Source organism: Rhodopirellula baltica SH 1 (assembly GCF_000196115.1).
GTDB classification, from domain to species: domain Bacteria; phylum Planctomycetota; class Planctomycetia; order Pirellulales; family Pirellulaceae; genus Rhodopirellula; species Rhodopirellula baltica.
In genome coordinates, this window is record NC_005027.1 from 6,172,952 (window position 1) to 6,198,935 (window position 25,984).

Annotated in this window: 24 protein-coding genes and 7 tRNA genes; 16 read left to right on the top strand and 15 right to left on the bottom strand. The window is 53.7% G+C overall.

Annotated features, from left to right (window positions below; translation table 11 throughout):
- Positions 1-153: 153 nt before the first annotated feature.
- From RB_RS23615 to RB_RS23650, 9 genes are all read left to right on the top strand, one after another.
- Entirely contained in the window at positions 154-1,191 is a 1,038-nt protein-coding gene (locus RB_RS23615; protein ID WP_011123231.1) for a hypothetical protein, read from the top strand.
- A gap of 101 nt (positions 1,192-1,292) precedes the next feature.
- Positions 1,293-3,014: a sigma factor-like helix-turn-helix DNA-binding protein gene (locus tag RB_RS23620; RefSeq protein WP_011123232.1), complete on the top strand. Its 1,722-nt coding sequence runs from the start codon at positions 1,293-1,295 to the stop codon at positions 3,012-3,014.
- Between the two features lie 2 nt (positions 3,015-3,016).
- Positions 3,017-3,151, top strand: a complete 135-nt coding sequence (locus RB_RS28360; RefSeq protein ID WP_261340184.1) for a hypothetical protein — start codon at positions 3,017-3,019, stop codon at positions 3,149-3,151.
- Positions 3,148-3,522, top strand: coding sequence for a DoxX family protein (locus RB_RS23625; RefSeq protein ID WP_011123234.1), 375 nt, complete (start codon positions 3,148-3,150; stop codon positions 3,520-3,522). The genes RB_RS28360 and RB_RS23625 overlap by 4 nt, the downstream gene beginning before the upstream one ends.
- Positions 3,523-4,256: 734 nt before the next feature.
- Positions 4,257-4,703, top strand: coding sequence for a PIN domain-containing protein (locus RB_RS23630; RefSeq protein ID WP_011123239.1), 447 nt, complete (start codon positions 4,257-4,259; stop codon positions 4,701-4,703).
- A gap of 2 nt (positions 4,704-4,705) precedes the next feature.
- Positions 4,706-4,975 carry a toxin-antitoxin system HicB family antitoxin gene (locus tag RB_RS23635; protein WP_164922419.1) on the top strand — a complete coding sequence of 90 codons (270 nt, stop codon included), beginning with the start codon at positions 4,706-4,708 and terminating at the stop codon, positions 4,973-4,975.
- A 112-nt stretch (positions 4,976-5,087) separates the two neighbouring features.
- A complete protein-coding gene (locus tag RB_RS23640) occupies positions 5,088-5,483 on the top strand; it encodes a TspO/MBR family protein (RefSeq protein ID WP_011123241.1) in 396 nt (131 codons plus the stop codon).
- 120 nt (positions 5,484-5,603) lie between these two features.
- Positions 5,604-6,212, top strand: a complete 609-nt coding sequence (locus RB_RS23645; protein ID WP_390175307.1) for an SOUL family heme-binding protein — start codon at positions 5,604-5,606, stop codon at positions 6,210-6,212.
- Between the two features lie 3 nt (positions 6,213-6,215).
- Positions 6,216-6,614: a thiol-disulfide oxidoreductase DCC family protein gene (locus tag RB_RS23650; RefSeq protein WP_011123244.1), complete on the top strand. Its 399-nt coding sequence runs from the start codon at positions 6,216-6,218 to the stop codon at positions 6,612-6,614.
- Between the two features lie 19 nt (positions 6,615-6,633).
- Here RB_RS23650 and RB_RS23655 read toward each other — a convergent pair whose 3' ends face one another.
- Complete coding sequence (locus RB_RS23655; RefSeq protein ID WP_231845929.1) at positions 6,634-9,255, bottom strand: DUF3427 domain-containing protein; 2,622 nt, start codon at positions 9,253-9,255, stop codon at positions 6,634-6,636.
- A gap of 165 nt (positions 9,256-9,420) precedes the next feature.
- Between RB_RS23655 and RB_RS28220 the strand changes: the two genes are divergently transcribed.
- A complete protein-coding gene (locus RB_RS28220; protein WP_231845930.1) occupies positions 9,421-9,591 on the top strand; it encodes a hypothetical protein in 171 nt (56 codons plus the stop codon).
- 1,252 nt (positions 9,592-10,843) lie between these two features.
- On the opposite strand, the gene RB_RS23660 is transcribed toward RB_RS28220, so the two are convergent.
- Entirely contained in the window at positions 10,844-11,512 is a 669-nt protein-coding gene (locus RB_RS23660) for an HNH endonuclease (protein ID WP_164922422.1), read from the bottom strand.
- On the opposite strand from RB_RS23660, the gene RB_RS23665 reads away from it, so the two are divergent.
- From RB_RS23665 to RB_RS23685, 6 genes are read left to right on the top strand one after another with little or no spacing between them, the layout of a single operon-like run.
- The gene (locus tag RB_RS23665) at positions 11,506-13,347 is read left to right on the top strand and encodes a type I restriction endonuclease subunit R (RefSeq protein WP_011123248.1); all 1,842 of its coding nucleotides are present in this window, start codon (positions 11,506-11,508) and stop codon (positions 13,345-13,347) included. The genes RB_RS23660 and RB_RS23665 overlap by 7 nt on opposite strands.
- Complete coding sequence (locus RB_RS27920; protein ID WP_011123249.1) at positions 13,344-13,784, top strand: type I restriction-modification enzyme R subunit C-terminal domain-containing protein; 441 nt, start codon at positions 13,344-13,346, stop codon at positions 13,782-13,784. Before RB_RS23665 ends, RB_RS27920 begins: the two co-directional genes overlap by 4 nt.
- Before the next feature lie 3 nt (positions 13,785-13,787).
- Positions 13,788-14,843, top strand: coding sequence for a class I SAM-dependent DNA methyltransferase (locus RB_RS23670; protein ID WP_011123250.1), 1,056 nt, complete (start codon positions 13,788-13,790; stop codon positions 14,841-14,843).
- Between the two features lie 25 nt (positions 14,844-14,868).
- Positions 14,869-16,128 carry a restriction endonuclease subunit S gene (locus RB_RS23675; protein ID WP_315851301.1) on the top strand — a complete coding sequence of 420 codons (1,260 nt, stop codon included), beginning with the start codon at positions 14,869-14,871 and terminating at the stop codon, positions 16,126-16,128.
- Positions 16,125-17,945 carry a restriction system-associated AAA family ATPase gene (locus RB_RS23680; RefSeq protein ID WP_011123252.1) on the top strand — a complete coding sequence of 607 codons (1,821 nt, stop codon included), beginning with the start codon at positions 16,125-16,127 and terminating at the stop codon, positions 17,943-17,945. Before RB_RS23675 ends, RB_RS23680 begins: the two co-directional genes overlap by 4 nt.
- 4 nt (positions 17,946-17,949) lie before the next feature.
- Positions 17,950-19,041 carry a hypothetical protein gene (locus RB_RS23685; protein ID WP_011123253.1) on the top strand — a complete coding sequence of 364 codons (1,092 nt, stop codon included), beginning with the start codon at positions 17,950-17,952 and terminating at the stop codon, positions 19,039-19,041.
- 84 nt (positions 19,042-19,125) lie between these two features.
- Here RB_RS23685 and RB_RS23690 read toward each other — a convergent pair whose 3' ends face one another.
- From RB_RS23690 to RB_RS23750, 13 genes are all read right to left on the bottom strand, one after another.
- Positions 19,126-19,437: a cupin domain-containing protein gene (locus RB_RS23690; RefSeq protein ID WP_011123254.1), complete on the bottom strand. Its 312-nt coding sequence runs from the start codon at positions 19,435-19,437 to the stop codon at positions 19,126-19,128.
- Positions 19,434-19,997, bottom strand: coding sequence for an endonuclease V (locus tag RB_RS23695; RefSeq protein WP_261340195.1), 564 nt, complete (start codon positions 19,995-19,997; stop codon positions 19,434-19,436). Before RB_RS23695 ends, RB_RS23690 begins: the two co-directional genes overlap by 4 nt.
- Positions 19,987-20,811 carry a metallophosphoesterase family protein gene (locus tag RB_RS23700; RefSeq protein WP_164922423.1) on the bottom strand — a complete coding sequence of 275 codons (825 nt, stop codon included), beginning with the start codon at positions 20,809-20,811 and terminating at the stop codon, positions 19,987-19,989. Before RB_RS23700 ends, RB_RS23695 begins: the two co-directional genes overlap by 11 nt.
- 117 nt (positions 20,812-20,928) lie before the next feature.
- Positions 20,929-22,587: a TROVE domain-containing protein gene (locus RB_RS23705; RefSeq protein ID WP_011123257.1), complete on the bottom strand. Its 1,659-nt coding sequence runs from the start codon at positions 22,585-22,587 to the stop codon at positions 20,929-20,931.
- A 633-nt stretch (positions 22,588-23,220) separates the two neighbouring features.
- On the bottom strand, positions 23,221-23,409 hold the full coding sequence (locus tag RB_RS23710; RefSeq protein WP_231845931.1) for a hypothetical protein: 189 nt from the start codon (positions 23,407-23,409) through the stop codon (positions 23,221-23,223).
- A 1,254-nt stretch (positions 23,410-24,663) separates the two neighbouring features.
- A tRNA-Cys gene (locus RB_RS23715) sits at positions 24,664-24,734 on the bottom strand.
- Positions 24,735-24,810: 76 nt separating this feature from the next.
- The gene (locus RB_RS23720) at positions 24,811-24,975 is read right to left on the bottom strand and encodes an SEC-C metal-binding domain-containing protein (RefSeq protein ID WP_011123265.1); all 165 of its coding nucleotides are present in this window, start codon (positions 24,973-24,975) and stop codon (positions 24,811-24,813) included.
- A gap of 251 nt (positions 24,976-25,226) precedes the next feature.
- Positions 25,227-25,298, bottom strand: a tRNA-Arg gene (locus RB_RS23725).
- Positions 25,299-25,330: 32 nt separating this feature from the next.
- Positions 25,331-25,404, bottom strand: a tRNA-Thr gene (locus tag RB_RS23730).
- 17 nt (positions 25,405-25,421) lie between these two features.
- Positions 25,422-25,493, bottom strand: a tRNA-Arg gene (locus tag RB_RS23735).
- Between the two features lie 12 nt (positions 25,494-25,505).
- Positions 25,506-25,591 (bottom strand) — tRNA-OTHER (locus RB_RS23740).
- Positions 25,592-25,774: 183 nt separating this feature from the next.
- Positions 25,775-25,847 (bottom strand) — tRNA-Val (locus RB_RS23745).
- A gap of 10 nt (positions 25,848-25,857) precedes the next feature.
- A tRNA-Leu gene (locus RB_RS23750) sits at positions 25,858-25,933 on the bottom strand.
- Between the last annotated feature and the right edge of the window lie 51 nt (positions 25,934-25,984).

The window sequence follows — 25,984 nt, forward strand, 5'->3', positions numbered from 1 at the left end:
TACCAAACAGGGCGCACTCCGGCAAGATATGGCGCATCGACTGTCTGTGTGAGAAATGAGCCGGGTCGTTCCTCTTAATTTTCCATTGCAACGCAATCGAGTTGACAACGAATCAACAACTGAACCTAGATCGAAGGATTAACCGGCTACACCATGCAAGACATTAACGAATTTATTCAAGATCGAGTTCGCGTTCTGGGACTTCCATGGTCATGTGACAAAACGCGGCTGGCAGCTACCGCCGACTTTGAACTCGGCGGCGTCAATCCTCCGATAGCTGTCGGTCGCGTTCTCTCGGCATCGGAACTCAATGACTACGACATCGGCAACAAAGCGGTTTTCGATTACTTCACGAGCCTGCAGTTATTGAAAGTGGTTGAATTCAACTTTGAAGCGTTCGGAACGAAGCTCGACGATCTTTCGTCCGACCATGCAGAGCATCCCAATCTTAACGCGGCGATGGTTCATGCCATGATGATCCATGTCAACGCTGCAACTTTGAACTTCCTGGGGGCTATGCGAACGTATCTCGACCACACCGAGACGCGGTTGAAAAGACAGTTCGGAAAAGATTCCGAACAAGTTGCTGCGTTTAAGGGAGCGGCTTCAAAATCGTTCGATTCATCTTTTGCGTACCGATTCGTGTACAGACTTCGGAATTTCACGCAGCATTGCGGGATGCCCCTTGGTCACATCGCTGCCAATGCGTCACAGCAGCAAACTGACGCGACGACAAAGATCGCGCAACTTGACTTCTTTCTTGACAGAGATCACTTGCTCCGTGACTTTGACGGATGGGGAAATGTGGTCGAGCCCGACCTACGGTCCCAGCCCGCACGATTTCCGCTACAACCACTAATAGAGGCCACAGTAGCGGAAATACGAGCGATCAACGCGGTTGTTTCGCGATCGGAAATTGAGGCGGCAGGTGATCGCGTTAGCGGTCTTCTGAACCTAATTGACGAGGCGAGGCAGTTCGGCGAGCACCCTGCCATTATAAAACAGATCGAGGTGAAGCTCGACGAGGTCAGCCACATACCGAAGATGGATATCCAGCTTGAACGGCTACAAGTTGATACGATCGCGGATATTGATGAGCTGCTCAATCTTTTCAGGCCTCGTAAGACTGCGAAGTCTGCGAGAGAGCGATATCGCGAAGGCTGGGATACCGTATTTGGCAAAGATGAGTGATGCAAGATTTCAAAAAAAGTTTCAGATTGGACGTTGTGAAAGTTGTTCACCAGTTCCATTCCCTATAGAGGCACCTACTTTTCACGCTTGAGGAATGGATCATGATCCGGCTACCGGAACGCTTTCGAGAACTCGGGTTCGACGCCATTGAGCTCGAACCCACCATTACGGACGACGATGGTCAGTCACGCCGGGAATCTCTTCGGCTGCTGATCGTCACTGATCTGGAAAACCTTATCCAAGAGGCGATCGAAATCGCTCGCTGGCACGCCGATCATGGCACACCGGAGAATCAGAAGTTCTTCGATTTCTGCATCCAAATGCTTCCGTACGTTGGGGCGTGCGACAAGATCGACCCGGTGAATGAAAGACGATTCGATGCGAAATCGTTCAATCATTCTCCTGACTTCCGAGAAATGATGCGAATGACCAATTCGCGTCACCTTCCCCAGTCAGAACGACTGAAGCGATTTGTTACCGACGACCATCGGTTTGATCAGAACAGTTTTGAAGAAGCTCGCTACCAAACTCCAGAAATCATCATGCCTTTCGATGAGGCTCGATATGTGGCGTTTCGCGACAATCTCTTGGACGAGATGGTTGGGGTAAGGGCTGAGTTAGAAAAATCTGCCACAGACACGGTTAGAGCGGAAGCTCATGGTTGGCTGCGTGATCCAAAGGCTCCAAAAAAGAGCAAGAAGAAAGCAAAGGAAATCTTGGATGCGGAAGATGTCTTTGAGTTCTGTCCGGAGCTTTACGATGCCTGGGACGAGATCGAGCAAATGCTTATGAAAACGGCTTTGCGGATCGAGACCGAGCGTACGCTGCCGTTTGAGCATTTGCTCCGCCCGGCAAGCCAAATCCTTGCTGATGTCACCGAACTGTCTGCATCGGAAAACTCGCAAAATGACGATCCGGTCGAGATCTCCGAGGATCAGCTTCATCGCTTTCTAGATGTCGATTCCGCCGTCGAAGTAGTACAACGCATCATCGACGTCGAATCTGACCATCCCGAGTCGATGGGCGATCAAGCTCAAAAACTGATGATTGAAGCGGTTCAGAGCAAAGCCCCGGACGAACTATGGGAAGCGTTGGAGTGGTTTTGCGAGAACATGGTCAATCGAAATGAGTGCATTCGTTTGCTCGCCAGGGAAGCTGAATGGATTCTTCATATTTTGCTCGAACTCGCGCTCATCGAACGATATATCGAAATTCGCCCTGAGCTTTCGCGAGCCGAACGCCGCCTATTTCACTTCATGTATAGAAGGTCACCTTGGTTCAACGATCGCATTCCAGCGCTCGATCAGATTGGAACTGGATTTCTCTTCGGGCTTGATGATGAGCACGCATCGTTGGTTATCGGCGTCGCTGGTTATCGAGGCGACGCGGACCAGACGACCGAGCTCGAAACACGCTGGAAGGCGTTCATCGGGCTGTATCCGTTTTGGCTGGAGCTTCTCCGTTCGCAGGACACCGAACGAAAGTCCCGGCGCAAGAGTGAAACGATGACGCCAGAAATCGAAGATGATCTCGGGTGCGATGATCCTAGGGATTTGATCGACATGCATTTGCCGAGGGAGTTGGTCGACGCCTCGATTGAAAGTGTCCAGATTCTGGCAGAGCAATACTGTTCCGCCACACAACGACCCATCATCGTCGGACGCTTCGTTGATCGGAAAACGCAGGACGAACTTGCGATTGAATTCGGCGTTTCGCAGCAAGCGATCAGTCGCACGCTGAAATCGGGCTTGGATCAAATACGAAACGGATTGTTTCAGGATCAGAAAGTGGAATCAGCTAACGACAGCCAAATGAGTGCGTAACAATGGACCCAACAGTTTTGCTAACCGTGTTCGCTATCCTCGCTATTCTGGCATTGGCCGCGTTCAGCGTTTCCCGCGGCTTCGGCCTGCGTTTTAAAGGCTGGGGCATCGAACTGCGTATCGAGAAGCAAGAATGACGCACGTGGGTCACGCAACTTCAATTGGCCGACTTTCCCTGCTGTTCATCGCTGGCGGCCTGAATCACTTTGTGTCGCCGGGCGTTTACCTGAAGATCATGCCGGACTATTTGCCCTGGCCGTTGGCTTTGGTTTATGTCTCTGGGTTCTTTGAGGTGCTTGGTGGCGGTGGCTTGGCGATACCTCAACTGCGGCGAGCGGCGGGGTGGGGATTGATCGCTCTGCTTGTTGCCGTCTTTCCAGCGAACGTTGACATGCTGATGAACGCGGATCGGTTTCCGACGATCCCGGTTTGGGCATTGGTTGCTCGGCTGCCGTTGCAAGGCGTGCTGATCGCTTGGGTATGGTGGGCGGCGGTGAAATCGCAATGAGATTCGTGTCTCCCAGCTATTCTCAGTGTCTCTAAATCACATGACCCGGTAAACGGTGTTTGGGCTCCGTTTCGGTGGGTCGCTACGAAGTGGGTGACGGGGAACATCGCGATTTGCAGGGTCAAACGGGGTTCTCAACTGGACCGAAAGGGAGGTCGCTACGGCTCCTAACCCAAACCGGCTAAGACACAGAGAACGTAAGAATTCTGGCCCAGAAACCGAAATCCGGCCGCGAGCGCCGGCCAGAGTGTTCTCAGATGTCTGAGACGACAGAGAAAACGCCGCGACGATCGTTGACGCAAGTGGTTGCGAGATAACGGGATAAAACGAAAAAAGCCGACGTGGAGCACACGTCGGCTTTTCGTTTACTTGCGGGTCAGAACGTGTTCCAACCTTTCAGAGAAGTTGAGCGAACCGAACTCCTTTCAAAAGGTCTCTCCGCACAAAGTTATCCACAACGGAACTCTGCCCGCCCTCCTACAAAAAACTGGTAAACGCCGGTCAAAAACAGCCCCCTCCTGAAAGCCTGCACACTGCGAAATACTACGACTTCATAACCTGGTTTTAACGTGCGCGTTCTCGCGTCATTCGCGAGCGCGCGTCGTTCGCGACCGCCTTCGCAGATTCAGTGGCAACGCGTGCACTGCACGCTTGCCGCAAATTCTGCTTGACGGAAGGGAATCCTTGTAGCACAATGTGGTATCACCTGCCGCGGCTGCATTCGAGAATCAAAGTTGGAAAACGCCTGTCCTCCCATCGTTCTTGATACGAAGGTATTGATCGCAGGAGCGTGTCGACATGCAGGTAGCTTGGCTTACCGCGTTCTGATGGCTGTGCTCGACGGTCAAATTCAGCTCATGCTCACCGAGGGCATTGTGGCTGAGTATGCAGACGTCTTGGGGCGTCTTCCGGTAAGAAAGCTGACAGGACTGACGGCGAAACAGAACGCTGATTTGATATTGGATCTCATTTCGCTCTCACACCAAACGCAACTCCATTTCAGTTGGCGACCGAACCTGCTTGATGAAGCGAACAACAAATTTATCGAGGCCGCCATCGCCGCAACCGCGATCATCGTCACGTATAACGTTCGCGATTTTTCGCACCTGGATCTCGTCAAGCACGGATGGGACGTGATGACACCGCTTGAATTCACAACACTTTATGACGTGGAGAATTGATCATGGCAACGCTTTCCTTGCGAATGCGAGATGACCTCAAAGCAAAGGCACAAGATTTGGCCAGCAAACAAGGCGTTTCGTTAAACAGTTACATCAACGCAACGCTTGCTGCCACGATCGCTCAGACCGAGACGCTCGCGATGATGGGCGACCGGCTAAGCAATGTCGATCGGGAAAAGTTGCATGCACGAGTGCTGAAGTTCATGTCCAAGACCCAAACCGGAACCGAGCCAACTCCAGCCGAGATTGAGCGAGCCGTCTCGGGAGAGTAAACGGCTTGAGATAGTGGGGGCCCGCACACCACGCGATACTACGACTTCATAACCCGGAAATCGCACTCATCATTTTTCAAACTTCACCCTTCACTCTTCAAACTTCCCTCCAATGACCTGGCGAGACTGGTACAACGCTCTCGATAAACCGACTTGGACTCCCGAGCCGTCGACGATCGGTCTGATCTGGCAACTCCTCTATCCGATCATCCTGGTAACGTTCGGCTACGTCTTCTACCGCGTTGCCCGAAAACACATCCCGTGGCCGGTCGCGATCCCGTTCGCCATCAACCTGATCGCCAACATCGCGTTCACCCCAATCCAATTCGGCCTGCGAAACCTCCCGCTCGCCGCTCTCGACATCGCCATCGTCTGGATCACGATCCTCTGGGCCATGAAAGCCATCTGGCCTCACCACCGCTGGACCGCCCTCGCCCAAATCCCATATCTCATCTGGGTCACAATCGCCAGCGTCCTGCAGTTCTCGATCACCTGGAATAACTGGTGAGATCACGGCTTTGGCGTTAGTTCCGGTTTCTACTCGCCTCCTTGTCAGACATCTATCCTTCTATGGTGAACGATCCGATTTCCGAATCGTCGCTGCGGGTTTTCGTTGGGTGAATGGATGATGCGTAAACGAATGGTGTATTTCACGAGTATCGCGGTGTTGGTCGCGATCGGGGTGTTTGTGTTCAACAAGACCACTCGAGCTGGCTACGAATCAGCCGAATACAAGGTCATCGAATCCGACGGCAACTTTGAAGTCCGCGAGTACCCCGACCTGATGCTGGTTGCGACGTCCACCAAGATTGACGCCCAAGGCCGCGACGGCAGTTTCATGAAACTGTTCCGCTACATCTCGGGCGCGAACGAATCCGAGCAGAAAATTTCCATGACCACGCCAGTGTTCATGGAAAACGACAAAGCGGATTCGGAAGTCCAAATGGGATTTGTGATGCCGAAGGAAGTCGCCGTCGAGGGCGTGCCATCGCCCACCGGTGCCGACGTCGACGTTCGCAAACGATCCGGCGGCCGATTCGCAGTCCTCCGATTCTCCGGCCGACTCAACAAAAAACTCGCCAAAGAATCCGAAACCAAGCTCCGAACCTGGATGGAATCGAAGGGCCTCGCTGCCGACGACTCGCCTGAAGCCAGTGGTGTCGAATCCGCATCCTACGATCCGCCCTTCACGCCCGGCCCTCTGCGCCGGAATGAAGTTCTGATCCGATTGAAGTGATTCATGAGCAACCACCTCTCATCTAGCAGCCACAAGGTCGAAGTCTTCTACGACGGCGAGTGCCCACTGTGCCTGCGAGAAATCAAGCTGCTGAAATGGCTCGATCGCAAAAACCGCATCCAATTCACTGACATCGCAGCGGACGATTTCAACGCGGCAGAATACGAAAAGACGCCCGCTCAATTCATGGATGAAATCCACGGTCGACTTCCTGATGGCCAGTGGATCATCGGCGTCGAAGTCTTCCGCCAACTCTACTCCGCCGTCGGCCTCGGCCCGCTCGTTTGGCCAACCCGCCTCCCCGGCATCTCGCACGCCCTCGACTTCGGCTACCAAGTCTTCGCCAAGAACCGTCTCCGTTCAACCGGTCGCTGTACAAAAGAGACTTGCGAAGTCGGCTGAGGTCAAAATGGTGCGTACCTTAGACGGCTATCTGCCGGGCCATTGTTCGATGCAAGCTTGTTGGAACGGGATATTCAAGCTCCCAGATAATGCTGATGGGGCGACTGCCTGTGTGACTCAAGCAACGGCACGGGCCAAGGAAGTGATATGGGGCCGAAATCCCGGACGGAAGATTCTTCGTTTCGCGTACGAAAAGTAACGGCTTGTAGCCCATCTCGCGATGCCGAATGTATCGCTGACCCGTCGGCGACTGCTCGGACGTGTTACTCTGTGACTGCCAATGAAATTGGTCGTGTGAGATCAGATAGTCCTCGTACATCGTCGTCGGCGAGTATTCATCCTCGGTTTTCTGAAGCGTCACAAAGAATACATCGTGTTTCCGGTCCTTCAGATGCAACACACCCTCACGCTGGCTTGGCCGATCATTGAAATTCCAGTGTCCTAGCGCCACCAAAATTTCGTCCCGCGTGTACGCAGCGTGAATGGCCAATGGCTCGAACGCTGTTGCATTTCGATTTGCGATCAATGGCGAGTGCTTCAATCGGTATTCCAGCACGCATCGCAGGTCATCGGTAACGACCGAATTGTCTCGCAGTCGCTTGTCAGCGTCGGCGAGTGACATTTCCGCATGCTGTGCACCCCACAATGAAACGTGTAGCATTTCGGCGATACCAGTTTCCGGAGGCACGTCCTGCTCCAAGTATTTCATTGCAGTCTGGATCTGCAGCGGGCAGTTGATGTGACTTAACCGACGCAGCCCCTTTGCGAGTTGTTTTTCGTCTTGGGCCTCCGCCACTTCAACAAGACCAGCATCTGCCAGCAGTCGCGACCACAAGCCTCGCTTCAGCAACTCATCAAGGGTCGTGTCGAAATAGTCGAGCGCATCTTCAAGCGTTGGCACTCTCCCCAAATACTGCTTCAGATCACGCAGGGAACTCAACATTCGCGGCCGGACCAGGCGAATTGACTCACGCACGTTTTCAAGCACACGTTGTTGCGCGACTCGCTCCAGTCTGATTACACAACCACTCGGAAGGTGCGGAAAACCGTTTTCGACTTCGTTGTCGAGTTTCGCAGTCGGTTTATCACTTAAGGCACGAAACCGGCTGGCGAACCGAAACTCTTTGCGTTGCGCGCCGATGAAGTCGAGCACGGTCAAACACTCTTTCTCAGGATGCAATCGCAAACCACGCCCAAGCTGCTGCAGGAACACAGTCAAGCTTTCCGTCGGTCGGAGAAACAGCACCGTATCGACCTCGGGAATATCGATGCCTTCGTTGTAAAGATCGACCACAAAGATGAAGTTGACCGAACGCTCACGCAACCGCTGCTGAGCGGAATTGCGTTCATCGTTGGTCGAACTTGCAGACAGCGCAATCGACGGAATCCCGTTTTCATCGAAGAAGCGAGCCATGAATTCGGCATGAGCAACACTGCAGCAGAATGCCAGGCCACGCACGTCTTGCGAATCCAATACGGTTTCGGCAACCTTCTCGAACACCAACTTGGCGCGGACGTCGTTGCCGGTGTAGAGCCGATCCAAATCATCGATTCGATAGCCGCCACGTTGCCATGTCAGACCATCGAGATCGACTGCATCTGAAATCCCGAAGTACTGAAACGGACACAAGAGACGCCGTGAAATCGCGTCCGGCAACCGAATTTCAGCACTCGCTCGTCCTCCAAACCAACTCAACACATCCAGTTGATCAGAACGCTCGGGCGTCGCTGTAAGTCCAAGCAGAATCTGAGGCTGAACATGCTCTAACAAGGATTGGTAGCTGGGTGCCGCAGCATGATGAAACTCGTCGACGACGACATACTCAAATTGCTCCGCGGATTCCATCTGCAGATTTCGAGAGTTGTAGCTCTGGATCGAGCAAAAAAGATGCTCGTGCTGCTCCGGCTGACTCCCATCGACTAGGAGATCGCCAAAGTTTTGATCTCGCAACACGCAACGAAACGCCACCATAGCCTGACTGAGAATCTCCTTGCGATGAGCGATAAATAGCAGTCTCGGTTTGCGCCCCGCTTCTCTCGCGACACGAGCGTAATCAAACGCAGCAATCATCGTCTTGCCGGTTCCCGTGGCAGCGACGATCAGATGCCTATATTTGTTCTGGACATTGCGTTCCGCAGCAATGATGTCAAGGATCTCTTCCTGAAACGGGAATGGACGCAAGTCGAAGTTGATCGCCAGTCCAGTATCCGTTCCAGCTTTCCGCTCGGTGCTAATTGCTTGGCGAAGCCGAGGCAGCGATTCAATATCGAACGCTTGGAATTCGTCATCCTGCCAATAGGTTTCAAATGTGCCCGTGACCTTGTCCCACAAATACGGTAGCTCGTACTGACTGATCTTCGTCGTCCATTCAAGCCCTTCGGACAACGCCGCGTTCGACAAATTGGCAGAGCCAACATAGGCACTGCTGAATCCTGTCTTGCGGTGGAACAAATAGGCTTTCGCGTGCAGCCGAGTACGTTTTGTGTCGTAACTGACGCGCACCTCCGTCCCTGGAAGTTCACTCAGTGCTGCAACCGCTTTCGGATCCGTTGCACCCATGTAGCTGGTGGTGATAACACGAACAGCCAGCTCGTCATTGCGGTCGACAAGTTCGCGAAGTTCGTCAACGATGACTCGCAATCCGCTCCATTTGATGAACGAGCAGAGAATGTCAACGCGATCACAAGTTGAGATTTCCTTGCGAAGCTGGCTTCCCAGACTCGCGTCTAGTCGAGTTCCCGTCAGAAGTGAGCAACGCGAAAGAGGACTGTCCGGTCTCTCGTTTGGCGAGCCATCAACTGACCTGTGAATCGCCAACAGCCGTCGCAATGGACTAGCAATGCTCAGAACTTCAGCATCGCCGTCATGCAACGCTTCCGCGACAGTGCTCAGTATCCTGTCGGTGAGCTGCCGTTGCTTATCAGCTGCATCAGCCCCGCGAAACGCAGCCAAACTGCCAGCGATCAACCGCTCTAGAAATTGAGCTAGGGCCGAGTGCGCCTCCTCAGAATCGACCGGCGCAAGCATCGCCAACCGGGGATCGCCCAGTCGAGCAATCTCGTCTTCGATAGCCTTCGTCAAAAGATGATCGTAGAGTCCCGGTTCCACTAGCTGCCTACTGCCCAATAAGTTTTTGCTGGCAGAACGACGCTGCCTCATGTAACGAACATAGATTCTAGCGACTTGATGCGATCGCTGGTTGCTTGCTCGTATTGAGAGAACGATCAGTACCAATCAGGTGGTCGAATGATCTTCGGTCCGCTCGGATGCACTTTGATACTCGCTTCATTCTTCCTACACCAATGCGCGAAGGCACGATCGATTGACGGAGAGTCGGAGGGCTGAGTGAGAGTCATCCCCAGGTTTGTCGTGAGGTGCACGCGAGCACGATGACCGTCAAATCGCCGATCGGTTTGGTCTAGTTTGCAATAGGTTGCGATGTCCATCATCCCAGCGCCGGATACGTCATCAAGTGATTTTGATTTGTTGGGAATCACATAGGCGCAAAACTTCGACGGAGCAAAGAGCTTTGACACTGGATCAAAGACAAAATATGTAACGGTACGCCGCTTCCATTGCTCGCTTGCAATCGATCCCGAAACTTGGTGGTTCCACTGGTGAAGACTCCGAACCACTTCAAACAACTCAGACGCAAAATGAATTCGATGTCCATCGCTCTCAAGCACGGGGTCAACGACCTGAAAAACTCGTTCTTGCTCGGCCGGGACGTCTAGCCCTGAATTCTCAAGCTGCTCGAGCGAGGAGTGATTCAGCCGCTTGATTCTCTCCGGTTCGATCGCTGGGAGCAGGACCGTTTGAAACGAGTTGATTCCGACGTGTCGAAGCAAGTGGATGGTGTTTGAAGCCAAGTTGCGCCGCCCGCGTGTCACGTGCGAACTGACCATCGAGACAAAAACGTCGCAAGGCTCAAACGCCTTGAATAAGTGAGAAGTCGCGAATTTCGCATGATTGGCAACCGGATCTGCACGACTGATTTCAAACTCAATCCACAACCTGCGAGTCCCGTCTTCGCGCTCAAGGCACACGTCCGCTCGGGGGCTGTAGCCGAGCAGCTTTTCCATGCCCGACGAAAGAACACGCTTCTCAGAATCGCAAGTCCAGCCTCTCGGGCACTGTGCCGCGAAGGCCTGTTGCATGAATCTCGCTAACTGGCCCATGGCGTTGTCATGATTTCGATTCCTTCAGGTATGTAAAGCGATGTCGTCAACTATCCAGCCGTCGCAAGCAGGCGGTCGATTGCCGCCTGCCATCGGTCTTCAAGTGGCACCATCGACGACGACGTCCAGGTCAGACCGCCCACGTCGGCCGTCGTGGAGTACACCCATTGGGCGACACGGGCCGACGTCGGCAAATCGTTGAATATTCCTCGCACAGTGAAAGCTTCCTGCAATCCGCCACGAAGCGTTAGGTTGCGATCGACCCACTTGTCCAAAAACTCGGCCGCCGCAATGTGATCGGACTTTGACGAATTGCACGTCGCATGGGCGAGAACGAAGTTGTGCCCGAGATCAACGGGATACTTTGCCCAAGGCACGAAGTGATCCACATGAGCCGTCGCCTCCGACAATCCCTTGTCACAATAGAAACATCTCGACGCTCCCGTATCCACTAAGGCATCGCGAACGCTGTTCAGCTGCGAACGCTCGCTACCGAACATGAACTCGCTGAGGTCAGTCGTCGTGCCCAACAGTTCGCGGTTGTAGCGGCGAACGTAACGCACCCAAGCACCACGGACAATGTCTCCGAGCAGTCCATAGAACTTGCGGAAGCAAGTCGCGACGCCAGGCCGTAGCGTGATGCTGGTTCCCCTTCCAACATTCGGGTAGAGGAAGTCAAAGCTCTCACTACCCACCGTTTGAAGCTTCCAAAGTGGCATCTTCCGAACCGTATCATCGACTTGTCGAAGCAGTGGATTCCAGACTTGGGAGTTTCCTTTGGCGCAAGCCAACGAGTCACCGAGCGAAGTCCTCGCCTCGGCAATCTTGTTACCTAAGCAATCAGTACGGCGACTACGGTTTGCTGGGCAAGGACGGAAAGCCACTCGCTGTTGTAGAAGCTAAGAAGTCCAGCGAAGACCCTGCTATTGGTCGCGAGCAAGCGAAACAGTACTGCCTTGATATTCAGGCGGAAAATGGTGGAGAGCTCCCGTTCTGTTTCTACACCAACGGGCACGAGATCTACTTTTGGAATATCGGAGAAGCTCCGCCTAAGCGAGTCCACGGGTTTCCGACTCGTCAAGATTTGGAACGATTGCTGTACATTCGGAAGTACAAAAAGGCGCTTGTCCATGAGCTGATCAACACTGATATTGCGGGACGCGACTATCAGATTCAGGCCATCCGAACCGTGATGGAAGGCATCGAAAAGAGTCGCCGCCAATTCCTCCTGGTCATGGCAACCGGAACTGGAAAGACTCGCACCTGCATAGCCCTTGTCGATGCGCTAATGCGAGCTGGATTTGTGCAACGAGTTCTCTTTCTGGTCGACCGCATCGCCCTACGCGGCCAGGCCCTCGACGCCTTCAAGGAGCACATCCCTGATGAGCCACGTTGGCCGGAGCCAGGTGAGAAGTCGATCGCCACGGACCGCCGCGTCTATGTTGCCACCTATCCAACGATGCTCAACATCGTGCGTGACGAAAAGAGCGTTCTTTCGCCGCACTTCTTCGATCTCGTCGTTGTCGATGAAAGTCATCGGTCGATCTACAACACTTACGGCGAAGTACTCGAATACTTTCACGCGATCACGCTGGGCCTGACCGCGACGCCCCGCGATGTGATCGACCACAACACATTTGAAGTTTTCCACTGCGACGACGGCCTTCCCAGTTTCGCGTTCTCATACGATGAGGCGATCAACCACGTTCCGCCATACCTTTGCGACTTTCGCGTCCTGAAGATAAAGACGAAGTTTCAGGACGAAGGAATCAGCAAACGCACCATCAGTCTAGAGGATCAAAAACACCTCATCCTCGATGGCAAGGACATTGAGGAAATTGTCTACGAGGGGACTGACCTCGAAAAGAAGGTCACCAATCACGCCACGAACGCGCTCATCGTGAAGGAGTTCATGGAGGAATCCATCAAGGACCCGAATGGCGTACTCCCCGGAAAGACGATTTTCTTCTGCATGTCAATCTCGCATGCTCGACGGATCGAGCGGATCTTCGATTCACTCTATCCTGAGTACAAAGGCGAGCTCGCCAAGGTCTTGGTCTCAGACGATCCACGCGTCTACGGAAAGGGCGGGCTGCTTGACCAATTCACCCGTTGCGACATGCCCCGAGTGGCGATCAGCGTCGATATGCTCGATACCGGAATCGACGTTCGCGAGATCGTCAATCTCGTCTTTGCCAAGCCGGTGTTCTCGTACACAAAGTTCTGGCAAATGATTGGTCGCGGCACGCGACTTCTGGAATCCAACAAGATTAAGGCTTGGTGCCCGAAGAAGGATGTCTTCCAGATCATCGACTGCTGGGACAACTTTGATTACTTTCAGCTCACCCCCAAAGGGACAGAACCGAAGCCGCAAATTCCGCTGCCGGTTCGGCTGGTCGGAGTACGCATCGACAAGATTGAAGCCACCCAAGTCTTTGGTCAAACAACAGTAGCCGACAAAGAGATCGCGACCCTTCGCAGACAGATCCAGAACACGAATCACTCAGCATCTCGCAATACCGCAAACTCGTCGAAGAGAAGGTCAACGAGTTGACCGCCAGCAATCCAATCCTCCAGAGGATTCGGGACGGCCTGACTGTTTCCGACGAAGAAGCCGAAGACCTTGCGACGCAACTGCATGACGAGCACCCGCACATTACATTGAAGTTGCTGCGTAGGGTTTATCACCATCAGCGGGCCTCGTTCATACGCTTTATCCGTCATATCCTGGGAATCGAAATACTGGAGAGCTTCCCGGACACGGTCTCAAAGTCGATCGATCAGTTCATCGCCGAGCACCCCGCGCTCAATAGCCATCAGCTTCAGTTTCTGCGACTGATGCGTGATTTCCTGATCGAACGCGGTGATATCGAAAAGCGTGACCTGATCCAGGCCCCGTTTACCGTTATTCATCCGAGTGGTATCCGCGGCGTGTTCTCCCCCAGTCAAATAAACGAAATCCTCGCCCTTACCGCAAGTCTGGTCGCCTAACCCATGCTCCAACTCAACGCCGCGCTCAAGGCACTTATCGCCAAGCTGTGGGACCGATTCTGGTCCGGCGGCATTTCCAATCCGCTTTCTGCAATTGAGCAAATTACATACCTGCTGTTCATGAAGCAGATTGACGAACTTGACTTGAAGCGGGAACAGGACGCCGAGTTCACTGGGGACACGTACGAATCGCGATTCTGTGGCGATTATTTCCTTCCCAGTGACCGATCACGGATTGAGGAGATGGAGAAGCCAAAGCCAGGCGAGAGTGCCGCGCAGAAGAAAACCCGAAAAGCGGAAGCAAAGAACGAACGCAAACGACTCGCTATCGACAAAGCCACCCTGCGTTGGAGCCACTTCCGGCAAATGCCGGCCAACGAGATGTTGCCGCATGTGCAGCAGAAGGTTTTTCCATTCATTAAGGAACTCGATGGTGACGGCAGCAATTTCACCAAACACATGGCGAATGCCGTATTCATCATTCCCAGCGCCAACCTGCTTCAGGGGGCGGTGCAGATCATTGAAGAGATCTTCGTTGAGATCGAACGCGACGCTCGCGAAGAAGGGCACCTCTTTCAGGACATCCAGGGCGATGTCTACGAGATGCTACTCAACGAGATAAGCAGCGCGGGCAAGAACGGTCAATTTCGCACACCTCGTCACATCATCAAACTGATCAGCGAACTGGTGAATCCCCAGCTAGGTCATCGCGTCTGCGATCCCGCGTGCGGCACGGCGGGGTTCCTGCTCGACGCCTATCAATACATCATCACTCAGCTTGCGAGAAAAAAGGCCAAGAAGAATCAGGAGTTCGAGCCGGACGAAGATGGCTTCATTCGCACCAGCGTCAGTGGCCAACTCGACCAGAACAAGAAAGATATCCTGGAGCAAAGCCTGTACGGATTCGACTTCGACAGCACGATGGTCCGGCTGGCCCTGATGAATCTAATGATGCACGGCATCGACAATCCGCATGTCGATTACCAAGACACGCTAAGCAAGAGTTTTAGCGAGGAAGCCGAATACGACATCGTGATGGCTCAATCAGCACATATTTAATGTTCGACTTCGCGAAGACACTGCAATTGACGGAGACTACTTCATTCGTGTCGTCAACAGCGTTCTGACCGAAATCATTCGACAATCACACGGAGGAGTCGGACTTCAGCACATAACCAAGGCTAAGTTGGAAAAGATTGAAATCCCGCTTCCACCACTGGACGAACAACGGCGGATTGCGGCAGTGTTGGACAAGGCCGATGCTCTGCGCCGCCAGCGCCAGGAATCTCTGCAACTCACCGAGAAGCTCCTTCAATCCGTCTTCGAAGAAATGTTCGGCAACCCGAGGGAGAATCCAAAGAATTGGGATATTGTCCCGCTTGGGGAGCTTGTTGCTGATGACGACGCGATTAATTACGGCGTCGTTCAGCCAGGAAAGGACTTTCCAAGCGGCGTCCCGATGATCCGTCTCGGGGACCTCGCTAACCCCGACCCAACAATGTTAAACGTGAAGCGAATCGACCCTACAATCGACGCTTCCTGCGCACGCTCACGCCTCGCTGGAGGTGAAGTTCTTGTTGGATGTGTCGGGCATACCATCGGTGTGGCGTGCATCGCACCAGCAGAGTGGGCAGGTGCAAATATCGCTCGGGCAGTGGCGAGAATTAGGGTCAAACCCGGAATACCAGCCGAGTTCATACTTCAACAAATTCGGACACCGGCAATTCAGCACTTTTTTCGAGGTGAGCGTCGCATCGTTGGACAACCCACTCTCAATATAAAGCAGATTAAGGAGACGCCAATTCTGCTGCCTCCGCACAAACTGTGCGATCAGTTCGTCAAGTTCTATCGGTTGACTGTGGATGGGCATTCTGACAAACAAAAGAGCACGACGCTCGTTGAAGCTCTGTTCGCCGCGATTCAGCAACGAGCCTTTCGCGGCGAACTGGATTTGAGTCGACTCCAAATTGACCCACACTTTGATTTAACAACAAAGGCACCATTACCGGGCCATCGGTACCGAGACGGCATTTATAACCGTCCCGGTTTTTTTATCGCTCCTCCCGAAATCGAGGCCGAACTGCAAGAGTTGGAGACCAAACTTGATAGTGGGCCTGGCGATTCGATTCCTTGGTCTGAAGACTATTTCAAGTACCGAACTCTCAGCCAACTCTTGATTCCACCTTTCACTTTCAAAAACATTTGGGACAGGGTTGTATATGACATGGAAGAGGCGGAGTACAAAAACGTAAGAGACAAAATATTCGAATATGTAGAGTCGGGAATCCTTGAGCAGGCATTCGATGAAGCGAACAAAGAAATTGTTTTCAGGCCGAAGTCATGAAGCTGATCCGCCTCAAACTGGATGTCCCCTTCCGTAGCCTCCCCGCAGGCTTCGAAATCAACTTCCTACGCGAATGGGATTTCGACCGCTGCTTCGAATTCCACCCCTACTGCTTCGCTGGTCGCAACGGAAGCGGCAAGTCAAACGTCCTGGAAGCCCTCGCAGCGATCTTCTACCACATCGAATGCATCCACCTTGACTATCGTCCCGAAGGCTTCGAGTACGACGAGCAAACGAACCATAAAGGCTTTCAAGCCAAAGTCTGCATCCCGGATGCGTTCGAGCTGGAGTATTTCATCCCGATTCGATTGGGCGCTCTCGATGGCCTTAATTTTGACGAGACGAAAAACTTCTCTCTTTCGGGCAAAGAACGAGTCCATGTTTCGCTGACAAAAGAGGCAGGTGAAACAGTTCACGCTCGGTGTGTAAACTTCGATTTCTTAAACAAAGCGAAGGGATTTCTAGAGCGAGCAAGAATCAAGTGGCTGCTCCCGACATTCGTGCTGGGATATTCATCAGGCCGGAACGAGATTCTGAGTCTGCCATTCTTCAAGATGCGGTTCATCCAATTCGATGAATACCGTGATCATCTCACGCGTGATGTCCCATACGATGGCAAGCCCGAAGGCCGTCTAGTGTATCTCGACGAGCAGTTTAGCCAAGCAATTCTTATTTGTCATTTTCTGTTCCCCAGTGAGCCAGTCGTACGCGTCTTTGAAGAGAAAGTCGGACTCCGAGGAATACAACGTTTTCGCATTATCATTCGGCGACATCACCGTCTTGGCCTCGCTGAGGAGCGGCTAAAGACGCTCACCAAAACGCAGTTGAAAGATTCCTCGCAAACAACGGTCGAGCTGACGTCCAAACTAACTGGATACTACGACGATAATGAAGAACTACAGCTTGGTTTGATCGATAAGCTCATCAAATGCTCAACAGCACATTACGAGGACTACTCCGCGAATTCGGACGATGATGGTTACGACCTCTATCTGGACTACTGGGTCAACGATGCTACGAAGCGAGCGTTTCAGGTTCACTTCGGGGAGGCGTCGGGAGAATCGCGAGAAATTGACAAGGCCAAGTCGGCATTGAACCTGTTTCATGCGTTCCAGACATTGCTCACACTGAATCACTACTCGGTGGATGATGAGACGAAAGCAGAACTGTATCACTCGGGCAGTCTCTATGTGAACGAGACGATCTCCACGCCCGCATCTCACGAACGAATCACCCGTTTCAAAGAGGGCGAGCTGATCAAAGACGGCGTGAAGGAACCGCTCTACGTCAAAGCGCTTTCCGACGGCGAACACCAGTTCCTGCACACGATTGGCCTATGCCTGCTTTATCGCCACGAATCAGCACTGTTCCTCCTCGATGAACCAGAAACCCACCTCAACCCCGACTGGCGAGCGTCCTACATTTCAACTCTGCGAGCCGCCCTGGAAGCCGATGCCGCCACGAAGAACGTGATGCGGGAAGTTCTGCTCACATCGCACTCACCGTTCATCATCTCCGATTGCCAAAAGGACAACGTCTTGGTTTTCACCAAGAATCCTGAAAACCAAGACGTAACCTGGCAGCGCCCTGATTTCGAAACGTTTGGTGCATCGGCTAACGCCATCACAATCAAGGTCTTTGACCGCAAAGAGACAATCGGTAACTACGCTCTGAGCAAGCTCGTTGCCCTCCGAAAGCGTCTTGACGATGGCGAGTCCCCGGACCAACTCATCGACGAAGCAGGTCGGGAGCTGGGTGACTCCGTTGAGAAGGTGCTTTTTATCAACCAGGTGCTGAATAAGAAGGAAACGAGGTAACATCGTGTTGTTCAGTTACAAATACGTTTCACACAGCATCGAAGCGTTTCAGACTTGGCTCGATCACTTGGTAAAAGAGGTGTGGTGCAAGGCGACCGACACTTTCACGCTGGACCTGCTGCATCCCACATTAAGGGAAGTCGTCGAGGATATTTTCAACACCGAAGAGGACAAGACAAAAGGCAAGATAAAGACGGACTGGCTGTATGGGCCTATCACGACGATTTACGACATCTTCAAAGATGAGCTGAGTTCGACTCAGCGTCAACAAGTTGCCGAGTGGTACGACGTCAACAACGACATTGAGGCACTTTGCTCCTGTGATCCCACCAAAACCCCACGCACGTACGCAGATGTGCGGGCGATCAATGAAGACTTGGAAGAGCATCTGAAAGCGTTCTGCCAAAGCTTGTTCACGAATGTGATTGGCCTTGATGCAGTCACGTCTCGAATCGGTGACATCGACTCCCATTACATCGAGTTCGTGAAAACCAACAAGGCTGGCAAATGCCCCTACTGCGGTTACAACGATATCAAGGGTGAGCATCACTCTCGGCGTGAAGCGTATGATCATTTCCTGCCGAAGGGCGTATACCCGTTCAACTCCGTCAATTTCCGCAACCTCGCTCCAATGTGTCATGAATGCAACTCAAGCTACAAGTTGAAGCTTGACCCAGTTCGACATATTGACCCCATCCGCCGAAAGAACACCGATGCCCCGCGAAAGGCGTTCTACAGTTTTTCTGCCAATAGCCCGGCGATTTCAGTTACTGTGACGCTCAAAACGGATGACGCGATCAACATGACCTGCAATGACATCGAGCTAGAACTCGATTCACCCGGCTGCGATCAGGAAATGGAATCGTGGTGCGATGTGTTTGGAATTGAAGAGCGATACAAGGCGAAATTCTGTGCCGAGAACGACGGTAAAGCTTGGCTCCAACATGTCATCGAGGAGTCAGTCAACTATGGGCGATCTGTCGACGAGTTGCTTGCAGAGATCGATCGCGCAGCAACTCGCGCACCGCTTGACAGCAGCAATTTCCTCAAGAATGCATTCTTGACAGCGTGCAAGCGAAAAAAGATTCTCCGGTAACTTATTTTTGAATACCGTGACCAAATGTGTCACTGCCATCTTAATGATAGCAACTGCTTCAGGCAGCTACCGTGGTCGCCGCCTTTATGCCGGTTCGACTAGGAATAGCGTTACCTCTTGTGTGATGATCGCTCGGTGGGCAGTGGCAGGGCCGGCTGGAATCGAAAGTGCGTCGCCCTCGCGAAATTGAACACGCGAATCGGTGAACTCGATTTCGAATTCACCGCTGACGACAAAACCGACATGTGCCTTGGTGCAGGGATCGGACTCGACAAATGGCGGGGAGAACTGAACCAAGCGGATTGTCTGGTTTGCGTCAGTGAAACGCTTTTCTCTCGCGCCGGGAGCGATTTCGACCCACGGTAAGTCGGAGAATCGTTTGAGCACATCATTCATACTGGTTGTTCTCCTCGGCTGAGTCGGTCGACTCGCTTGAGGATGGTTGGAAACCGATGGGGGCCGTGCATGGCAGCGATCTTGCTAGCCGCCTGGGCGACAGGAATGCCGGCAGATGTGATGTATAGCGGTCGAGTACTTCCGCCTCGCTGTAGCTCGTGAGCGTGCAGTGATCGCTTGAATGGATTCTTCGCGACGCCGATCACGGGAATCGCTTGATTCAGAGCATCGTGAAGGTAGTTGCCGAGGCCAGGATGGTCGAGGTCGTCCAACCACACGTAACCGTCAATGACGATGTGCGTTGGTGGATTCAGGAGTTCGCTTAGAACCGCTTTGATGCACGGCAATTCACGCAGATAGAACTGCCCAGGTTGATAGTCTTGGACCGCATCGACATTGACGACCAATTCACTCAGTGACGTAGCATCTCCCCAATCTTTGATGACAACGCAGGCAGCGAGCGCTGTCGTTGGATCAGTTTCAGACTCGGTGTAGCCGACGTCGATGCAGGCGATGGTCATGGTTGATGTGCGAAGGTTGGTTTCACGGCTAGATCTCAGTCAGGATAACGACTCTCGCGTCCACATTCAGAACCTGCGTTCCGCATGAGAGCTCGGCGAGAGGTTCCGGCCAATGTGAATGGCCCCTGACAACAAGCGTGTTCTCGTTTTGCCCCGGCCCCTGTTCTTCAAGGACTTCTCGGATTCGTGGTGATCCACGGAAGCCGCGCTCTGGAGCGTCCGGTCGATCGTGCAAGAGTGTGATCGCTGGCTCCTCGCACAAGAGCGTGCCAAGCGTCTCGACGTAGTCGTCTTCGGTACGTCGCCAAGGACGTCTTGGGTTGCCGGTAATACCGCTCAGTCCGGCGATCAAAACGCCGCCTATCGTCACGTGGTCGTTGTCCAGGAAATGAACCGGGCCAGTGAAGCTCGGCCGGTTCGCCCCGTCCGCGAACGTGTCGTGGTTTCCTGCGACGCCGGCAACCCAGTCGAACTCAGCGGCGAACGCGTCCCAGACGGGCCGTACCTCGCCGGAGCCGCCGCGTTTGTCGAGCGCCGGGACGGTGTAGAAATCACCAGCAAGCAAAACACCGATGTCTCCCTTTGGCAGACCGAGACAGGGGAGTACATCCGCTCGTAGCATCGCTGGAAGGACTTCACCTAGAAGCCGCAGCGGATGCCCGCCAGCGGACTTGAACGTCTCGCGGCCTTGCAGGTCGGCGGTTACGACAATCGCTGACGTGCCTTCAGGCAGTGCATCAACGAAGCCGCGATGAACCGGGACGACATCGTTGTAGAAGTCGCCAGGTCCACGACCTGCATTCAGATAGCGGATTTCGGTAAGCAGTTTCGATTCGATGGATGTGATTCTCATAGCCAACTGAGACACTATCGCCACGCATCGGTTCAGTACAGCATCCTCAGAGGAAACGAAAAACGCCCGCGGATGATTTCTCTTCCGCGGGCATTTCGGTTTTGTTGGTCTTTCGACTTACAGTTCGACGGATTCGACTTCGCGGACGAAGCGGGATGCGTCGATTTCTAGGAACGATGAGACGACGTTGAACACGGCGTCACTGAAGCCGCCGATGTTCAGGATGTCGTCTCGCTCAGGTGCCTGACTGGTTCCGTAGGGTTGGATGTCGATGCAGACTAGCTTTGGATCGACAACGCCGAGTCCACGCTGGGTCTTCTTGAACTTCTCCCACTGCGTCATCACTCCGGTTGAACCGTTTTGGCCGTAGCCGTAGCGACGTCCCGAGGTGATCCAGCTTTCGTTGTCGCTGACCAACACGATGCCGGCGAAGGCTTGCTTCGCGTAACGCGTGTTGGCTTCGACAAATGGCAGCGAGCAGTCCGTTCCTCCGCCTCCGTACTTCGACAAGCGTGCTGACAGAGACAGGATCGTATCGCTTGGATCGACCTTGACCTTGTAAGCCTGCGTATCGAATGGAATCACGACGCTGTCCGGGTTGCGACGCAGGATCGCTGCTGCGAACAGTGCCGCAACATCGACGCATCGCATCTTCGACGTTCCGCCGCGACCACGGTTTCCTGTGACTGGGCAGCCCATCGAACCTGACGTGTCGAGTCCGATGATGACCGGTCCAGGCAGCGTTGGTACGTTTCCGCACGCGATCTCGGCAGCGTCATGCAACGCCGACTTGATCTTGCTTGGAACCTCATCCGATGCGTTCATGTAAGCCGCCAGGAACTGGTACGGGAACTGACGGCTGCGAGCGATCGCGTCGCGGTCAGCCAGTTGGCCGGCCACGTAGTCGATCATCGCGTTGTCGGTTCCTGCAAATCCGAGGATTCCAGGCTTCTTGAATGCGTCGTGACGCAGTAGCGTGTTGAGGTTCATCCGCAGTGCTTGCGGTCCCATTTGTCGGGCGATCGCCTTCCAAACCAACGGTCCCTTGGCTGCATCGGCTAGCAAGTCCCATCGAACTTGCAGGTCGCCGGCGATCAGCGTTTGGGCTTCGGCCGTGTCGGCTGCTCGGTAAGCGACCAACGACTGCACCGTCGAAGGCAGGCTGTCAGCCGTAGCTGGTGCCCACTTCTCGACTGGCTTGTCGGTCAACCATCCGAACAACGCTCGACGTGCGTCGTCCTTTGGCGTTGGACGTGCCATTCGCAAGATGTCTCGCAGGCTCGGATCGTTACCGATCGAAGCTGAGAGCAACTTGCCAACAGACGCGTCGTTGAGCCAACGTTGGAACGCACGCTGCAGCGAAGACGACAGACCCTTTCGACCGAACTGTCCCGAACGAGTCATTTGGAAAACGGTGCGTAGTACGCGGCCGTTGTCCGCGACTCGGTCGAAGACTTGGTGCATGAGCTTGGTGTCTCGAGTCGACAGTACGACCAGCAGCGCCGCCGGCATGTCCTTCATGTAAGCACGCTCACGTGAGTAGACGGCCAGCTTTGCCAGAAACTCGTTGTCGTCGATCTCGTCGATCAGCTTTCGCATCGCGTCGAGTTGGTTTTGCGCGGACGCATAATAGACGTTACCGAAAGTGCCGGTCGCAGCCATTTGGGCGAGCGCGTGCTTCGCGGACATCCTGTACGCTGGGCCGCCCGCTTCGTTGACGACGGTTGCACGTGGCAGGACGCTGGTGATGCTTTGGAATAGAGACTTGTTGGCCATGTTTGACCTCCTGAGTAATGCAGGTTGTAGCCTGCGTGTGCAGTCGCGGCAGGCTGGAAGCCCACGCTACGACGAAGTAAACGATCCGACGAGGTTTGGTGCAGAGGTGGCTCCCAAATGAGCCACGTCGCCGGTTTTGACCAGCCAATTCGGCGGGGTCGTTACGCAAAGCGGCGACGAAGGGAATCGAACTCTTATGTACTCCACTCCGGCAGTCGGATCGTGTGTCTTGCCACCGCGAGCGAAACGTCCCGAACGAAATGGGACCGTTTCGACACGCAATGGTTTTGTGTTGTTGAATCAAATCGAAAAAACACTCGGCGAAGTGTTGGTCAGAGACCCGTGTCGCTTTCGAGAAAGCTGGCGGGGCGGGGCTCGAACCCGCTGGACCTTTCGGTCGTGCCATGTACTCCGAACCGGCAGCCGAGTGTGTTTCGATGTGTTGTCATCTGTGGAAGTAGTGATGCAAAAAACGCGATCGACGAAGTTGTGACCAGAGGGTTTTACGGTGCTCTACCACTGAGCTACGGCGCTGCAATCTCGCGAATGGCAGTTGCGCCGGTGGGACTCGAACCCACGACACCCGGCTCCTGAAGCATGTACTCCGAATCGGCAGTCGATCGTGTGCGCTTTCTATTTCGTTTTCTTCTTGGTGGTCTTTCCCATTTGTTTCCAAAGGGAACGGCCGTTGTCTCGGTCGAGCCGGACGAGTTGTTGCTGTCGTGTGTCGAAGGCAATCAGGTTTCCCTTGGGACGCTTCGCGTAAACGAACGGCAAGCAAACGGCGATGACTTTGTGCGGTTCGCCGGCTGCGCGAGGCAAGTAGCGAAGTCGAACAAGTTCGTCGATAGGTTGCGAGATGCCAGAGCAGTCCCATAAGTAGGACGGAAGCTCGATGATCTCGCTGAGGATGGTGGGAAAACGCGACTAACGAAGTGGTTGATCAGAGAAAATGTTCTGCCAATTAAACTACGAGCGAACCGAAGCTTGCTCGGTGGGAATCGAACCCACACCTTTCGATTAAGAGTCGATGTACTCCGATGCGGCAGTTAGTCGTGTACGGTGGGCGACGAAGTTTGTGGCCAGAGGTTTTTTCCTGAGCTATCGGCGTTCCTTGTGGATACCGAGCGGGGCTTGAACCCGCGACCTCGTCGCTCTCACGACGCGCTCTAACCTATGTACTCCGAACCGGCAGTCGCCTTGTATTGTTGTTGTGTGTAAAAACGATTGACGAAGTTTGTTAATCAGACAGATTCGATGCTCTACCAACTGAGCTACGAAGCGAACACAAGGTTCACTTCGGTGGGACTCGAACCCACGACACCCGATGTGATGTAGTCCGATTAGGCAGTCAATCGTGTATTGGTGGCGACGAAGTTCTGGACCAGAGGTTTCTGTCTGAGCTACCACTTGCTTTCGCAGCGGACGGGAATCGAACCCGCGACCTCGTCACTCGCGTGACGCGCTCTCCCATGTACTCCGAACCGGCAGTCGCCATGTGTTGTTGTTAGCGGGATCAAAAACGACTGACGAAGTTTTGACCAGAGAATCTATCCTGCGTGTCTTCCAATTCCACCACAACGATCTTGCGATCGCTGGCGGGACTCGAACCCGCAAGGCTTGTAGGCCACAGAAGCCCATGTACTCCAAATCGGCAGTCAGTCGTGTTTTGTAAATGGCGACGAGGTAATGACTCAGATCACTAACGCATAGGAATCGAACCTACCGATCGTGTTGCCACGATCCCCAGACTCACTGGACGCAATCATTGGTGGATGGATTCCAAGCCGGCAGTCGCCATGTTTTGTAAAAGTCCAACGAAGTTGTTTGCCGAGAAAACCGCTCTTATCGACAGCAATGCCGTCGACAGTGGGCGCACGACGACGATCCTCATGGAGATTCATCGACGCTCACGCTGCTTCCGGTCGCCCGGAAGCTCGATACCTTAGGGTCCTCATAGTTAGGATGTATTCCCAGCAGGCAGTTGAACTTTGTGTTGTGATCGACCAGCGAAGGTTTTGAATCAGACGGTTCTTTAGCAAAGATGTATTCCGATTCGTCAGTTGGTCGATCAAGAAACGCTGGTGGGAGTCGAACCCACTTAAACCGGGTTGCAGCCGGCCGCCTAGCCATCTGGCTCCAGCGTTTTGTTGCTCGCGGGGTTGCCACGAGCGAGTTTCGTTCAGTCGTCGTCCCTAAAAGTAGTCGTCGCGATTGACGCCATCACAGACGCCCCGATCGTAGGCAACAACGTTTGAACCGCTGACCGCTGCCGCATGGGCACAGGTCGTTTCGGCCGAGTTTCTCCTCGAGTTGCTTGCCTTGGATGATTCGGACTCCGCGTTTGACTTTCGTTTCTGACGGGTAGCCCTTACGACGTTTGCTCATCGGCTCGAAAGCAGAGGTCTTCGTCGCGGAAGTGTTGGTGTTCGTATCGCATCGTTCTGCTCCGGTTTGAGTGTGAAAGTGTTGATGTGGGTAAAGACCGATCGGCGAAGGTACAACTCAGAGGGTTCACATTTTCAAGATGTAATCCGAGTCTGCAGTCGATCAGTCAGTGCTCTCGCCAGGAATCGAACCTGGTCTACGACCTTCGCAAAGTCGCGTGCTATTCCGGCACACTCCGAGAACATTTTGAGTAACCCGCCCAGGAATCGAACCTGGTCCGACAGTTTCGAAGACTGTCATGCTATCCAGCACACCCGCGAGTCATTTGATTGGTTTGTTCATTCATAGTCACAAGAGCCGACGACTGGGTTCGCACCAGCATGGGTCGCTTTACAAGAGCGGTGCCTTTCTGCATCGAGCCACGTCGGCTTGAGTTGTCGCATCAGTAGCCCGACCAGGAATCGAACCCGGAACTTCTGGTTAGAAGCCAGAGATGATGTCCGTTTCACCATCGAGCCATTACAAACAAGCGGAAGGCGAGGGAGTCGAACCCTCATCACCCGAAGTTGGCACGCGTTAGCAGTGCGGCCCGGCAAACCGTATCCGGCTGCCTTCCGTAAACTATCTCAGTGGACCAGAAGGGAATCGAACCCTTCCACCGACTTTGCAAGAGTCAGTCGCCGCCTTGGAACATGCCAGCCCATTTGTTTTCATCAGAGGTCCGTCCGGGAATTGAACCCGGTCTTCGTCCATACCACAGACGCGTGCTGCCGCAACACTTACAGACCGTTTGCTTCAGTGATCACGGATGGAATCGAACCATCGGTCTCCTGCTTGTCACACAGGCGTCTTAGCCGCTGGACCACGCGATCGTTTTGTGAGTAGTCGAGACAGGAGTCGAACCTGCAAAATCACAAGCCTCTCATGCTTGCCGCTTTGCCTGTTTGCGTACTCGACCATCGGAAGTAGCGGATCCGGGGGTCGCACCCGACGTGCCTGGCATATGAAA